General features: G+C 61.6%; 15 protein-coding genes. 10 read left to right on the top strand and 5 right to left on the bottom strand.

Going from position 1 to position 14627, the window contains the following annotated elements; genetic code table 11:
• Window positions 1–69 precede the first annotated feature (69 nt).
• Window positions 70–1599: a beta-N-acetylhexosaminidase gene (gene nagZ, locus IGS60_RS00305; protein WP_230501711.1), complete on the top strand. Its 1530-nt coding sequence runs from the start codon at window positions 70–72 to the stop codon at window positions 1597–1599.
• A gap of 118 nt (window positions 1600–1717) precedes the next feature.
• On the opposite strand, the gene IGS60_RS00300 is transcribed toward nagZ, so the two are convergent.
• Genes IGS60_RS00300 through IGS60_RS00290 form a run of 3 tightly spaced genes read right to left on the bottom strand, consistent with a single transcriptional unit; the run spans window position 1718 to window position 4197 of the window.
• Window positions 1718–1999, bottom strand: a complete 282-nt coding sequence (locus IGS60_RS00300) for a hypothetical protein (protein WP_230501709.1) — start codon at window positions 1997–1999, stop codon at window positions 1718–1720.
• A gap of 9 nt (window positions 2000–2008) precedes the next feature.
• Window positions 2009–3910, bottom strand: a complete 1902-nt coding sequence (locus IGS60_RS00295) for a ferrous iron transporter B (protein WP_230501707.1) — start codon at window positions 3908–3910, stop codon at window positions 2009–2011.
• A 2-nt stretch (window positions 3911–3912) separates the two neighbouring features.
• On the bottom strand, window positions 3913–4197 hold the full coding sequence (locus tag IGS60_RS00290; RefSeq protein WP_070220616.1) for a FeoA family protein: 285 nt from the start codon (window positions 4195–4197) through the stop codon (window positions 3913–3915).
• Window positions 4198–4602: 405 nt separating this feature from the next.
• Between IGS60_RS00290 and IGS60_RS00285 the strand changes: the two genes are divergently transcribed.
• Together IGS60_RS00285 and IGS60_RS00280 are read left to right on the top strand one after the other, a co-directional pair.
• On the top strand, window positions 4603–4818 hold the full coding sequence (locus IGS60_RS00285; RefSeq protein ID WP_034745611.1) for a bacterioferritin-associated ferredoxin: 216 nt from the start codon (window positions 4603–4605) through the stop codon (window positions 4816–4818).
• Window positions 4819–4835: 17 nt separating this feature from the next.
• Window positions 4836–5537: an energy transducer TonB gene (locus IGS60_RS00280; RefSeq protein WP_070220769.1), complete on the top strand. Its 702-nt coding sequence runs from the start codon at window positions 4836–4838 to the stop codon at window positions 5535–5537.
• A 216-nt stretch (window positions 5538–5753) separates the two neighbouring features.
• On the opposite strand, the gene IGS60_RS00275 is transcribed toward IGS60_RS00280, so the two are convergent.
• Window positions 5754–6434 carry a Fe2+-dependent dioxygenase gene (locus IGS60_RS00275; RefSeq protein ID WP_035822772.1) on the bottom strand — a complete coding sequence of 227 codons (681 nt, stop codon included), beginning with the start codon at window positions 6432–6434 and terminating at the stop codon, window positions 5754–5756.
• Window positions 6435–6857: 423 nt separating this feature from the next.
• On the opposite strand from IGS60_RS00275, the gene bfr reads away from it, so the two are divergent.
• On the top strand, window positions 6858–7334 hold the full coding sequence (gene bfr, locus IGS60_RS00270) for a bacterioferritin (protein WP_034745609.1): 477 nt from the start codon (window positions 6858–6860) through the stop codon (window positions 7332–7334).
• A 56-nt stretch (window positions 7335–7390) separates the two neighbouring features.
• Here the strand turns inward: bfr and IGS60_RS00265 are convergent, their stop codons facing one another.
• On the bottom strand, window positions 7391–8005 hold the full coding sequence (locus tag IGS60_RS00265) for a glutathione S-transferase N-terminal domain-containing protein (RefSeq protein WP_230501705.1): 615 nt from the start codon (window positions 8003–8005) through the stop codon (window positions 7391–7393).
• 277 nt (window positions 8006–8282) lie between these two features.
• Here IGS60_RS00265 and purB point away from each other — a divergent pair, with 277 nt between their 5' ends.
• The 6 genes from purB (at window position 8283) to IGS60_RS00235 (ending at window position 14579) form a co-directional block, all read left to right on the top strand.
• On the top strand, window positions 8283–9662 hold the full coding sequence (gene purB, locus IGS60_RS00260; protein ID WP_070220631.1) for an adenylosuccinate lyase: 1380 nt from the start codon (window positions 8283–8285) through the stop codon (window positions 9660–9662).
• A 185-nt stretch (window positions 9663–9847) separates the two neighbouring features.
• Window positions 9848–10372, top strand: a complete 525-nt coding sequence (locus IGS60_RS00255) for a cytochrome b (protein WP_070220633.1) — start codon at window positions 9848–9850, stop codon at window positions 10370–10372.
• Between the two features lie 44 nt (window positions 10373–10416).
• Window positions 10417–10971: a YceI family protein gene (locus IGS60_RS00250; RefSeq protein ID WP_070290826.1), complete on the top strand. Its 555-nt coding sequence runs from the start codon at window positions 10417–10419 to the stop codon at window positions 10969–10971.
• A 139-nt stretch (window positions 10972–11110) separates the two neighbouring features.
• Entirely contained in the window at window positions 11111–11686 is a 576-nt protein-coding gene (locus tag IGS60_RS00245) for a YceI family protein (protein WP_070220635.1), read from the top strand.
• A gap of 164 nt (window positions 11687–11850) precedes the next feature.
• Window positions 11851–12120 (top strand): GlsB/YeaQ/YmgE family stress response membrane protein, encoded by a 270-nt coding sequence (locus tag IGS60_RS00240; protein WP_034778894.1) that lies wholly within the window; start codon window positions 11851–11853, stop codon window positions 12118–12120.
• Between the two features lie 305 nt (window positions 12121–12425).
• Complete coding sequence (locus tag IGS60_RS00235) at window positions 12426–14579, top strand: S46 family peptidase (protein WP_070220636.1); 2154 nt, start codon at window positions 12426–12428, stop codon at window positions 14577–14579.
• Window positions 14580–14627: the final 48 nt, after the last annotated feature.

Genomic DNA, 14627 nt, shown 5'->3' with positions numbered 1-14627 from the left:
ACCACGGTGCCAGAATACGTATGCCGTCGTCACAATCAATACCGGAGGAGTTGCAGCATGGAGCAGGGTTTGCGCGAGAAAATAGGACAGTTGTTCATGGTGGGCTTCGACGCCCTGCAGGCGGACGAGCATATCAAGACCTTGATACGCGAAAAGAAGGTAGGCGGCGTGATCCTGTTCCGCCGCAACGTGCACACGCCCGCGCAAGTGTCGGCCCTGTGCCGCGAACTGCAGGAGATCAACGCGGAAGTGTCCGACATCCCGCTCTTGATCTCCATCGATCAGGAAGGCGGCATGGTGATGCGCATCGAGCAGGGCGTCACGCCGATTCCCGCGGCGATGGCCTTCCAGGCGGCCGGCTCCATCGAAGACTGCGAACGCATGAACCAGATCAGCGGCGATGAGATGCGCCAGGTGGGCATCAATATGCTGCTCGCGCCCGTGCTGGACGTGAACAACAACCGCAACAACCCCGTCATCGGCGTGCGCGCGTATGGCGAGGATGCCGCCACCGTCATCGACTACGGCATGGCCGCCATGCGCGGCCAGCGCGCCAGCGGCGTGGCCGTCACCGCCAAGCACTTCCCCGGCCACGGCGACACGGCCATCGACACGCATTACGCCATGGCGCTGGTCCCGCACGACAAGGAACGCCTGCGCGCCGTGGAACTGGCGCCGTTCCGCGCGGCCATTGCCGGCGGCGTGGACGCCATCATGACGGCGCACGTGGTCTTCCCCGCCTTCGAGGCCGACACCAGCGTGCCGGCGACGCTCTCAAAAGGCGTGCTGACGGACCTGCTGCGCGGTGAAATGCAATACAAGGGCGTGGTCATCACCGATTGCCTGGAAATGGCGGCCATCGCCGACGGCATCGGCATCGCCCGGGGCGCCATCGCCACCTTGCAGGCGGGCGCCGACATCGTCCTCATCTCGCACCGCGAAGCGCAGCAGACGGCGGCCATCGAGGCCGTCATCGCCGCCGTGGAGCGCGGCGACATTGCGATCTCCCGCATCGACGCGGCTTGCGCGCGCGTGGCGGAACTCAAGCGCAACCGCGCCGTGCGCGACTGGCGCGAACGTCCTGTCGCCCCGCCGGCGCTGATGCAGCCGGCCGCCATGGCCCTGTCGCAGCTGCTGCAAAAGGCGGCGCTGCGCGTGCAGGGCGACTACCGCCCGCTCGACGCCAGCCTGCCCGTGACCCTGCTGACGGTGGAAGTGCGCTCGCGCAGCGAGATCGACGAAGTGGCGCTGGGCCGCAATAAGGAAGCGCGCAGCTCGATGCTGCCGGCGCTGCTCGAAGCGGGTCTGGACGTGCGCGAATATGCCTTGTCGGCCGAAGCGCTGGACGACGAGGTCAACGAGGCCATCGCCTTTGCGCAAGGCGCGCGGCAGATCGTGCTGCAAACGTATAACGCCATGTTCGTCGACGGCCAGCGCCGCCTGGTCGAAGCCCTGCCGCACGATAAACTGTGGCTGGTGGCAGGCCGTTTGCCGTATGACCTGGACCTGGCGCCCCACGCGCAAGGCCGCCTGGCCGCCTTCGGCTGCCGCCCTGCCGCGCTGGTGCCGGTCGTCGACAAGCTGGCCGGCAAGGCGTAGGCGCAGTACCGGCGTAAAAAAACCCGCAGCAGCGGGTTTTTTACGTTCAGGGCCGCGACATAGTCGGAATAGTCGGCACGGGCGGCAAGGCAAAGGGTCCGAGGAACAGGCCGATGCATCAATCCTGGCGCTGCACCTGCATCAGGATCACGCGCTTGCTGCTGCCGTCGGCCGGCGGCGTGGCGGACGGCGGCGGCGGGCTGTCGCAGGAGCCGCAGGAACCGCAGCCGCTGCCGCAGCCCGGCGCCACCTTGAAGAAGGTCGACATCTTCGCCTCATCGAGGCCGCAGCGCACCAGGCCGCGCACGATGGCGCGGCGCACGCCAACTGGCAGGTACTTGGTCGAAAAATGCAGCAGCGCGGCTGCGACGATCAGGGCGACGATGAGGGTTTGCCACATGGTTTTCTCCTAAGCGCCCAGCAACAGGGCGACGCGGTACGTGATGAACGAGGCGGCATACGCGAGGGCGAACATATAGCCGGCCATCAGCAGCGAATAGCGCCAGCCGCCCGTTTCGCGTTTCACCACGGAAAGGGTCGACAGGCACTGCGGCGCGAACACATACCAGGCCAGCAATGACAATGCAGTGGCCATCGACCACGAATGGGCGATCAGCGGCTCCAGGGTGGACGCCAGTGCGTCGCCCGTTTGCGACAGCGCATACACGGTGCCCAGGGCGCCGACGGCCACTTCGCGCGCCGCCATGCCCGGCACCAGCGCGATGCAGATCTGCCAATTAAAACCGATGGGCGCGAAGATCACTTCCAGGCCGCGGCCCAGGATGCCGGCCAGGCTGTAATAGATGGGCGGGTGGATCGCGTTGTCCGGCGCGCCGGGGAAGGTGCTGAGGAACCACAGGATGATCATCAGGCTCAGGATGATGGTACCGACGCGCGTGAGGAAGATCTTCGCGCGCTCCCACAGGCTGACGGCCAGGTTGCGCAGATGCGGCCAGTGGTAGGCCGGCAATTCCAGCAGCAGCGGCTGGTTGCCGCGCACGCCCATGCTGCGCTTCATGACCCAGGCCACGGCCATGGCCGAGATGATACCGGCGAAGTACAGCACGAACAGCACCAGGCCTTGCAGGCTCAGATAGCCCCATACCTGGCGCTGGGGAATGAAGGCGGCGATGATCAGCGCATACACGGGCAGGCGCGCCGAACACGTCATCAGCGGCGCGATCATGATGGTAACGAGGCGGTCGCGCGGATTCTGGATGGTGCGCGCCGCCATCACGCCGGGGATGGCGCAGGCAAAGCTCGACAGCAGCGGAATGAAGGCGCGGCCCGACAGGCCCACGCCGCCCATCAGGCGGTCCAGCAGGAAGGCCGCGCGCGGCAGGTAGCCGCAGTCTTCCAGGCTCAGGATGAAGAAGAACAGGATCAGGATTTGCGGCAGGAACACCAGCACGCTGCCGACGCCGCCGATGATGCCTTCCACCAACAGGCTTTTCAGGTGGCCGTCGGGCATGTTCGCCGTCAGCAGGGCGCCCAGGTGGCCCACGCCATCGGTGATCATTTCCATCGGCGTGGCAGCCCAGGCAAACACGGCCTGGAAGATCAGGAACATCAGCACGGCCAGAATGATGGGGCCGAAGACGGGATGCAGCACCACGTCGTCGATCTTTTCCGTCAGGTTGCCGCTGTCGCGCGTGTCGTTGCTGACGGCGGCCAGGATGCGGCGCACTTCGCGCTGCGTTTCTTCGACGGTCACGGCGTCGATGGCCGCCAGCGGTTTCGCTTCCACCGCAGGCAGCGGCAGCATGGCGTCGATGGCATCCAACAAGGCTTTTTCGCCATCGTGCTGCACCGCGACGGTTTCCACCACGGGCATGCCCAGTTCCTGCGACAGCCTGGCCGTGTCGATGAGCATGCCGCGCTTGCGCGCCACGTCCGTCATGTTCAGCGCCAGCAGCATGGGCAGGCCCAGGCGCTTAACTTCCAGCACCAGGCGCAAATTCAGGCGCAAATTGGTGGCATCGACCACGCAGATGATGGCGTCCGGTCGTGGATCGCCGCGGCGCAGCCCGCCCACCACGTCGCGCGTGATGGCTTCGTCGGGCGTGGTGGCCGACAGGCTGTAGGCGCCCGGCAAATCGAGCACGCGCACGGGCTTGCCGCTTGGCGACGTGAAATGGCCTTCCTTGCGCTCGATGGTCACGCCGGCGTAGTTCGCCACTTTCTGGCGCGCGCCCGTCAAACGGTTGAACAGGGCCGTCTTGCCGCAGTTCGGATTGCCCAGCAAGGCGATTTGTGGCTGGTGCGGCGGCTTGTGCGCGCCCGCATCGACGATAGTTTCTACGGCACCCATATTTATTCCGGTTGAAGCAGCGGTTGAATCGTGATCAGCGCCGCTTCGAAGCGGCGCAGTGCGAACGTGGCATTGCCGACCTTGATGGCCAGCGGATCGCCGCCAGGAATACCGCGCTTGAGCATGCGGATTCGTTCGCCGGGAACGAATCCCAGCTCCATCAACCGGCGGACGAGGTCGACGCCGTCTTCCGTCTGTCCTGCCGCGTTGGGCGTGATATGCAACACCGTGCCGCTCTGGCCGACTGCCAGCGCGTCGAGCGTCATCAGGGGTGGAACTAGAGTCATGAGCAAATTCCGTTCAAATTAAGAACACCGGGGACAGACTGCTGCGCCTGGCGCATGCCCTGATGTTGTGAGGTAAAACGCAACTGTTGCGCATTACCGACAAGCGGCCTTTCAATGTGTCCAGACGGCGACCGTCCGAGACAATACCAGCATTATAAACATGAATGCGAATTGTTTTTATTTAGCCCGGAGAGCCGCCCCTGCCAAGGGCTGCGCCATGCGCGCAAAGCGCAGATCAAGCTGCCGCGCCAGGCCGCCAACTGCCGCACACTTGATCAAAATCGCTTGCATTGTCCTGCACTTTGCGCGACAATGAAACGTAATGATAATGATTCTCATTAAAACACTAGCAACAATGCTTTCAAGCACTAGTGTCTGTTCATCCTCCAGCCAGAAGGTGTATCAATGATTGTATGTGTCTGCAACAACATATCTGATCGTGAAATCCGTCAAGCCGTCGATCTTGGCCTGTCCAGCATGGCCGAACTGCGCCGCGACCTGGGCGTGGCCACCTGCTGCGGCAAATGCCACACCTGCGCGCGGGAAGTGCTGAACGATCACCTGAACGCCACCGTGGCGCTGCAAGAAACCGTATTGATGCGAGCTGTACTGACAAACTAAAGAAAGCGATGAACGCCATGACGATGATGCCCCCGCCCGTAACGGTGCAGGCCGTGCAGCAATTTGCCGACTTCGACAAGAAGCGCAACAAATTCGCGCCGCTGATGGCCATCGTCGTCCTGCATATCGCCGGCTTTTACGCCATCCAGAGCGGCCTGCTGAGCCGCGTCGTCACGGCGGCCATGCCGACCATCACGACCATCAGCATCATCGCCCCGCCGGCGCCACCGAAACCGCCGGCGCCGTCCGTACCGAAAACCGTGGAACTGAGCGCGCCCGTGCCGCGCGCCGTGATCCCGCCGCTGCCGCTGATCGCCGTGGCGCCGAGCGAACCGACGATCACGCCGCCGCAGCCGACGCGCGCCGAAGCGGCGCCCGTCGCCACCGCCGCGCCGACGGCGCCAGCCGCACCGTCGCCGACGCCACCGGCACCAGCGACGCCGCGCACCGTCAGCAGCGTCGAATACATCAAGGCGCCGCAGCTGATCTATCCGAATCTGTCGCGCCGCCTGGGCGAAAGCGGCACCGTGGTGCTGCGCATCCTGATCAATGAAAAGGGCTTGCCCGAGCAAATCCTGATCCAGAAATCGACCGGCTACACGAACCTCGATGAAGCAGGCCGCCAGGCCGCGCAGCGCGCGCTGTTCAAGCCGATGATCGAAAACGGCAAACCCGTCCCCGTGTACGTGCTTGTCCCCCTGACCTTCCAGCTGAGCTAGCCTTCCTGCGGCCCTAGTGCCGCTGCCAGCCCGCAAGCATCGCACCCTGTGCCCTGCTTGCTTTTTTGCGCCCGTTTTTAGTCAAGCGATTTGCTTGTTTCAGTCTGCCAGCCTACATCCCCGGGCCAGGCAGACTTTTTTTTGCCGGTGCATCACGCAGTATCGTAGGTCGGATTAGCGAGGCCAAAGGCCGCGCGTAATCCGACATCACCACGATTACATCTCCGCCCACATGCGCAGCAGATTGTGATAATGCCCCGTCAGTCCCACGGTGGCCGGCGAATCGCCGTGTTCTGCGCGCACGCTCTGGATGTTCTGATCGAGCTCGAACAGCATGCTGCGCTTCCAGTCCTCGCGCACCATGCTTTGCGTCCACAGGAAAGAGCAGATGCGCTCGCCGCTGGTGACGGGCAGCACCTGATGCACGCTGCTCGACGGATACACGATCACGTCGCCGGCCGGCAGTTTCACTTCATGCGTGCCATACGCATCGACCACCACCAGCTCGCCGCCCTCATACTCGTCCGGCTCGCTCAGGAACACGGTCGACGAGACGTCGGCGCGCATCGACTGCATGCCGTTTTTCGGCGTGCGGATGGCGCCGTCGATATGCAGGCCATAGTGCTCGCCGCCCGCATAGCTGTTGAAGAAGGGCGGCAGGATGCGCAGCGGCAGCACGGCGGCAAAGAACAGCGGATTGGCCATCAGCGCGCGGCTGACGATCTCGCCCAGCTCCAGCGCCAGCGGCGACCCCTCTGCCAGCTGGCGGTTGCGCTTGACTTGCGCGCCTTGCGCCCCGACGCTGGCGCGCCCGTCGACCCAGTCCGTCTGCGCCAGGCGCTGGCGAAACTGCGTCACCTGTTCCGGCGTCAGCACGCCGGGTATATGCAGCATCATCTTGCTATCCTTTTTTCAGTAAATATCGCTGCCTGATTATCGCATCGCCGGCAGCGGCCAAGAAGCCACAAAAGCAAGAATGGCCCAACATTTCCCGCCTGTTCAGCGCGGTCAGGCACGCGATCCGGCAGCGCCAAAAGCGGGCCAGAAACGCGAATGAGAATGGCCTTCATTTTCCTTAACAAATAAAAAACGGCGCAAGTGGGCAATCCACTTGAGAATGGGTTTTATTCGCACGATATTTACGTTAAAAAGACGGAAAAATGCCGTTTAGCACCGAAAACCGCCCATATTTTGCGCTATCATGCGGGCATAGCGAAACCGGCAACCTGCGCGCCACCAGGCAGCCCTGCGCCACCCGGCCGTGAACGCCAGCAGCCTGCGGTTTCATCATCGAACGCGACACAGAACAAAGGAAATGCCATGAAGGGCGATAAAGAAGTCATCCGCATGCTCAATGCACAGCTCACCAACGAACTGTCGGCCATCAACCAGTACTTCCTGCATGCGCGCATGTACAAGCACTGGGGCCTGGAAAAGCTGGGCAAGAAGGAATACGAAGAATCGATCGGCGAAATGAAACACGCCGACAAGCTGATCGACCGCATCCTGATGCTCGACGGCCTGCCGAACCTGCAAGCGCTGCACAAGCTGCTGATCGGCGAGAACACGCCGGAAATGCTGGAATGCGACCTGAAGCTGGAACGCGCCGCGCACGCCACCGTCAAGGAAGGCATCGCCATCAGCGAAAAAGCGGGCGACTACGTCTCGCGCGACCTGTTCCTGATGATCCTGGAAGACACGGAAGAGCATATCGACTGGCTCGAAACGCAGATCGACCTGATCGCCAAGGTCGGCATTCAGAATTACCTGCAAAGTCAGATGGCGATTGAGGAGTAATTGCTCTTCGAGGCAGATAAAAAAACCGGCAGAGCCGGTTTTTTTTCGTCCGCGCCTTATTGCGGCACGGTATCCTTGAAAGATTGCCGTTCGGACAGTTTGTCGAACAGGCGCGCCAGCGCCGGGTGATCCGCGCGCCAGTCGATTTCCGGGAAGCGGAAGCTGAGCCAGCCCAGGGTACAGCCCACGGCCACGTCGGCCAGGGTGTAGTTCTTGCCGGCGCAATACGCGCTCTCGCCCAGGCGCGCCTCGAGCGCCGCCAGGCCCAGCGTGACTTTGTCCAGCTGGCGCGCGATCCAGGCGGCGCTTTGCTGCTCGGGCGGGCGCTGCGTGCGCTCCAGGCGCACCAGCACGCCCGCGTCGAGGATGCCGTCGGCCAGCGCTTCCCAGTTCTTGATATCGGCCCGCTCGCGGCCATTGCCGCCGGCCGGCAACAGCTTGCACACGGGCGTGAGCGTGTCGAGGTATTCGACGATGACTTTCGAGTCGATCAAGGTGCTGCCATCCTCCATCACCAGGCAGGGCACCTTGCCCAGGGGATTGGCCTGGGCGATGCGGGTTTCCGGCACCCACACGTTTTCCAGCTCGAAGACATAGTCGAGCTTTTTTTCCGCCAGCACGATACGGGCTTTGCGGACATACGGGCTGGCGAGGGAAGCGATCAGTTTCATAGCTACTTTAAGGTGAAGGATCAGCAAGCAGTATAGCATCGGCGGCAGCGGTGTTTGGCAGCACGCGCCCAGCCGTCTCCATGGTGTGGCAGGCATGCCGCATCGGGGCCGGATTCAGCCAAATTGCGGTGCGCCGGCGCCCGATGGACGGCTGGCCAGCGGCCAGCGGTGGTAAAATCGTCCTTTACTGTGGCGCCGTCAGTGTTGCTGTATTGCAATAGCCCTGCCCTCCCCGCGCGCCACACGCCAACCGTTTCTTTAACTTGCGTCCGCTCTCATGACTTCTACTACTCCGTATTCCACGCTGTCGGCCCTGTCTCCGCTCGATGGCCGCTACGCCAGCAAGACCGATCTGCTGCGCCCGATCCTGTCCGAAGCCGGTTTCATGCACCACCGCGTGAAAGTGGAAATCTCCTGGCTGCAGGCGCTGTCGCAAGCCGGTTTCGCCGAAATCAAGCCGTTCTCGGCCGAAGCGAGCGCCCTGCTCGACAAGATGGCGGCCGACTTCTCGGAAGCCGACGCGGCTCGCATCAAGGCCATCGAAGCGGTCACCAACCATGACGTCAAGGCCGTCGAGTACTGGCTGAAGGAACAAGTGGCGGACGTGCCGGAACTGGTGGCGGCGTCGGAATTCATCCATTTCGCCTGCACCTCGGAAGACATCAACAACACCTCGCACGGCATGATGCTTAAGGCCGCGCGCGACGGCGTGATGCTGCCGGCATTGAACGGCCTGGTAGCCAAGCTGACGCAGATCGCGCACGATAACGCCGATGTGCCGATGCTGTCGCGCACGCACGGCCAGACGGCCAGCCCGACCACCCTGGGCAAGGAATTCGCCAACGTCGTGGCCCGCCTGCAGCGCGCCGTGAAACGCATCGCGCAAGTGGAAATCCTCGGCAAGATGAATGGCGCCGTCGGCAACTACAACGCCCACCTGTCGGCCTATCCCGGCTTCGACTGGCCCGCATTCTCGCAGGCCGTCATCGAACAGCGCCTGGGCCTGGTCTTCAACCCATACACGATCCAGATCGAACCGCACGACTACATGGCCGAACTGTTCGACGCCTTCGCGCGCGCCAACACGATCCTGCTGGACCTGAACCGCGACATCTGGACGTACGTCTCGCTGGGCTACTTCAAGCAGAAACTGAAAGCGGGCGAAATCGGCTCGTCGACGATGCCGCACAAGGTCAACCCCATCGACTTCGAAAACTCGGAAGGCAACCTGGGCCTGGCCAACGCCGTGCTCAAGCACCTGTCGGAAAAACTGCCCGTCTCGCGCATGCAGCGCGATTTGACGGATTCGACCGTGCTGCGCAACATCGGCGTGGGCCTCGGCTACACCTTGCTGGCGTATGACAGCTGCCTGCGCGGCCTGAACAAGCTGGAAGTGAACCACGCGCGCCTGGCGCAAGACCTGGACGCGACCTGGGAAGTGCTGGCCGAACCCGTACAAACCGTGATGCGCCGCTATGGCATCGAAAACCCGTACGAGCAGCTGAAAGAGCTGACGCGCGGCAAGGGCATCTCGAAGGAAGCGCTGCAAACCTTCGTCAATGGCCTGGCCATTCCGCAGGATGCCAAGGACGTGCTGCTGACCATGACGCCGGGCAACTACATCGGTATCGCGGCGCAATTGGCCAAAGCCATCTAAGCAGTTTTCACATGGGGATCGTCCGATCCCACTCCCGCGGGGCGGCCAGCACACAAATGCTGCCCGCCCCGCGGTTTTTCCGGCAATCTTTCTTGTAGAATCTCCAGCACGCAGCGCAATTTGATTTTCTTTGGTATATTAGGCCGAATTAGTCCTAATACGTACTACATTCAAGAAAGCCATCGATGCAACGCTACACCACCACCGCCATCATCCTGCACTGGCTGACCGCCCTGCTGATCATCAGCGCCTTCGTCATGGGCCTGGTCATGACGGATATTCCCGGCCTGACGCCCACCAAGCTCAAATATTTCTCCTGGCACAAATGGCTGGGCGTGACCGTGCTGGCCATCGCCGCCATCCGCCTGCTGTGGCGCAAGGCCAACGTGCCGCCGCCGCACCCGGCCAGCATGGTTGCCTGGCAAAAGAAGGCGGCCGACGCCATGCACGTGCTGCTGTACATCCTGATCTTCGCCGTGCCCATCTCCGGCTACCTGTACACCCTGGCCGCCGGCGTGCCGGTGGTCTACCTGGGCCTGTTCCAGCTGCCCGTCCTCATGGCGCCGAATCCGGAACTTAAGCCGCTTTTAAAAGAGATTCATTATGTTCTGAACATGACGATGGCAGCCGCCGTGGCCGCCCATGTGCTGGCGGCGCTGAAGCACCAGTTCATCGACCGTGATGGCGTCCTCAAGCGCATGCTGCCCTGACATCGACGTCCCCTTGCTCACTGAAACTACAGGAAAAAAACAAGATGAAAACCACCCAACGCATCGTCCTCGCTTCCCTGCTGGGCCTGTCCGTGGCCGCCACCGCCGCCACCCTGCTGAAAGTCGACCCCGCCAAGACCAGCGTGTCGGCCGTGTTCAAGCAAATGAACGTGCCCGTGGAAGCGAAGTTCAAGAAATTCAATATCGCCATCGATTACAACCCGGCCACGCCGGATGCCTCGAAAGCGTCGGTGGAAATCGAGACCGCCAGCATCGATATCGGCGACCCCGAGTACAACAAGGAAGTGGCGAAGAAAGAATGGTTCAACTCGGCCCAGTTCCCGAAAGCCACCTTTGTCTCGAGCAGCATCAAGGCTGCCGGCGCGGGCAAGCTGACGGTCACCGGCAAGCTGAGCATCAAAGGCAAGACCACCGACGTGACCTTCCCCCTGGCGGTAAAAGCCGACGGCGGCAAATACGCGTTTGACGGCGCCCTGCCGATCAAGCGCCTGACCTACAACATCGGCGAAGGCGAGTGGAAAGACACGAGCATGGTTGCCGACGAGGTCACGATCAAATTCCACGTCGCTGCTCAGTAACACCTGAGAAAACGTCCATGGCTGCGTTGCTCTTGCCTCGTCGTGCTATTTGCACTGCCTTCGGCAAGGCGCCTTGCCCTGAACGTTTTTCAGGCGTTACCAAAAACAACTCCACAACCTGTTCAACTTTAGGATCTGCATGAAACTTTCGCACTTGATGATCGCCGTGCTGGCAGCTGCCGGCGCGGGTTCGGCCATGGCCGCTACCGACACCTACAACCTCGACCCGACGCACACCTTCCCCAGCTTTGAAGCCGATCACATGGGCATGTCGGTGTGGCGCGGCAAGTTCAACAAGACCAAGGGGACGGTCGCCCTGGACCGCGCCGCCAAGACGGGAAGCCTGGACCTGGTCATCGATGCCGATTCGATCGATTTCGGCCTCGATGCCATGAACACGCACGCGAAAAAAGCGGACATGTTCAACGTCGAGAAATTTCCGCAAATCACCTACAAAAGTACCTCGCTCAAGTTCAACGGCGAGCAGCTGGTGGAAGTCGATGGCGAACTGACCTTGCTGGGCGTGACCAAGCCCGTCAAGCTGAATGTGAGCAAGTTCAAGTGCATCATGCACCCGCGCTACAAGCGCGAAGTGTGCGGCGCCGACGCCACGGCGGAATTCAAGCGCAGCGACTTTGGCTTGAACTACGGCATGCCGGCGTTCTCGCCGGAAGTCAAGCTGGCCATCCAGGTCGAAGCGATCAAGGCCGATTAAACTCCGCCTTTCCGCAGGACAAGCCCGCCTCGCTGCCCGCAGCCAGGCGGGCTTTTGCATGCACGACGAGAATCCGCTGGACTTTTCTATCGTGCGGCATCACTATCGATTGGCATGATGTTGTTCTGACATGACACACCCACTTATCCACCGCGGAGGACCACATGAATTTCATTATCTGGATCGTTATTGGCGGCGTCATCGGCTGGCTGGCCAGCATGGTCATGAAAACCAATGCACAACAGGGCATCTTCCTCAATATCGTCGTCGGCATCGTTGGCGCCTTCCTGGGCGGCTGGCTGCTGGCGCCCCTGTTCGGCACGGGCACCATCAATAGCGACAATTTCAGTCTGGCTTCGCTGCTGGTCTCATTCCTCGGCGCCGTCATCCTGCTGGGCATCGTCAATCTTTTACGCCGCGGCAAAATACGCTAAGCAGGCAAACAGCTGCGCATCAGCAAATGGCCGGGCCGCGCAAGCGCCCGGCCACTTTTCATTGCCGCTAGGACACGTATGGACAATACCACAGCGGCCGCACGGAAAAATGCGCGTTGGCGGCCGGTTCCTGCCCCTGCGCCACCTAAAATCATGTCGTTCAAGCAACCACATATGAACATACCCTCCGGAAAATGTGATTGACTAGTGCGGGTTCGATACGGATACTCTATGTCGCCCGCTGCACAATCAGCGGGTACTCCGCTGATTCCGACTTCCCTACAATGTAAAAGAACAGAACTCGAATGAAAAAATCTCTCATCGCGCTCGCCATCCTGAGCAACTTCGCACACGCCGACGAAGGCATGTGGATGCCCCAACAGCTGCCACAAGTAGCCAAGGAACTGAAAGCCGCCGGACTGAAACTCGATCCGACCACCCTGACCAAACTGACCGAATTCCCGATGGGCGCTATCGTCAGCCTGGGCGGCTGCTCGGCGTCGTTCGTCTCGCCGCAAGGCCTGGTTGCCACCAACCACCATTGCGTCTACAACAGCGTGGCGGTCAATTCGACCAAGGAGCGCGATTTGCTGGCCAACGGTTTCCTGGCCAAGACGTTCGCTGAAGAATTGCCGGCCGCCCCGGGCAGCCGCATCTTCGTCACCTCGGCCGTGACCAATGTCAGCGACAAGATCATCAGCGCCGACGTGGCCAAGCTGCAAGGCAAGGCGCGCATCGACGCGATCGAGAAAAACCAGAAGAAACTGGTTGCAGAATGCGAAAAAGAAGCGGGCTTCCGCTGCACCGTGTCGAGCTACTACGGCGGCCTCGAGTTCTACCTGATCAAGCAACTGGAAATCCGCGACGTGCGCCTGGTGCACGCGCCACCAGCGGGCGTCGGCAAGTTCGGCGGCGACACCGACAACTGGATGTGGCCGCGCCACACGGGCGACTACGGTTTCTACCGCGCCTACGTCAGCAAAGACGGCAAAGCTGCCGACTTCAGCAAGGACAACGTGCCGTACCAGCCAAAACACGTACTGAAACTGGCCAAGGATGGCTTGAAAGAAGGCGATTTCGTCATGGCGCTGGGCTACCCGGGCCGCACCAACCGTCACCGCCTGCCATCGGAAGTGGCGTTCACGTTTGACTGGAACTACCCGGCCTTCGTGAAAGCGTCGGGCGAAACCCTGGCCATCATCGCGCGCGAAACCAAGGACAACAAGGACGTTGCCCTGAAATACGCGGGTCAGGTTGCCGGCGTGAACAATTACTACAAGAACCGCCAAGGCATGCTCGATTCCTACGCGGGCAGCGACTTCCTGGCACGCAAGACAACGGAACACGAAGCCCTGAAAACCTGGGTCAACGCCAATCCTGCCCGCAAGGCGGAGTTTGCCGGCGATATCGAGCAAGTGGAAAAGCTGATCGCCGAGCGCGATGCCGACACCAAGCGCGATTTCTTCCTCAGCTATGCGCAGCCACGCCTGCTGAGCACGGCACGCAGCCTGTACCGTTTGTCGAACGAAGGCACCAAGGCCGATACGGAACGCAAGTCCGGCTACCAGACGCGCGATTTGCCACGTCTGTCGTCGAGCATCACGTCGGTCGAGCGCACCTACGATGAAAAAGTCGACAAGGCGCTGGTACTGAACAGCCTGACCAAGTACGCCGCGCAACCAGCCGCACAACGCCGTGCCAGCTTCGACGCCGCCATCGGCATCAAGGACGGCATGTCGCAAGCCGACCTGGCCGCCGCCCTGGACAAACTGTATGCGGGCAGCAAGCTGGCCGACAAGGAAGAACGCGCGGCATGGTTGAAACGCACGCCAGCCGAATTCCAGGCCAGCAAGGACAGCTTCATCCAGGCCGCCGTCGCCATGTACCCGGATTCGCTGAAAAACGAAGCGGAAGACGAAGAACTGGCCGGCAAGATCCAGCAAGCCTACGCCAACTACATGAAAGCAAAAATCGCCTTCATGAAGAGCAAGGGCCAAGCCGTCTATCCTGACGCCAACAGCACCCTGCGCGTGACGTTCGGCCGTGTTGCCGGCCGTGACCATGGCGCCGATGGCACCACCTGGACCGCTTTCACCACCGTCAATGGCGTCGCCGCCAAAGCCACGGGCGAAGGCGAGTTCAATGCACCAGCGAAGCAATTGGCCGCGATCAAGGCCAAGGACTTCGGCAAATTCGTCGATCCGAAGCTGAAAACCGTGCCGGTCGACTACCTGGCCACCCTGGACATCACTGGCGGCAACTCCGGTTCGGCTGCCCTGAACGCGAAAGGCGAATTCATCGGCCTGGCATTCGACGGCACCTTGGACTCGATCATTTCCGACTGGGACTACAACAAGGCCAACACCCGTTCGATCCAGGTCGACCTGCGCTACATGCTGTGGAACATGAAACACATCGACCACGCAGACAACCTGCTGAAAGAAATGGGCGCCGAGTAATTCGCGGATAACAACAACTAATAAGCCCGGCAACGGGCGGTTGTTCCC

The sequence above is a fragment of the Janthinobacterium sp. FW305-128 genome (assembly GCF_020858135.1).
In the GTDB taxonomy this organism is placed as follows: domain Bacteria; phylum Pseudomonadota; class Gammaproteobacteria; order Burkholderiales; family Burkholderiaceae_D; genus Janthinobacterium.
Note: the sequence above shows the minus strand (reverse complement) of the source record. Positions and strands in the feature narration are given on the sequence as shown.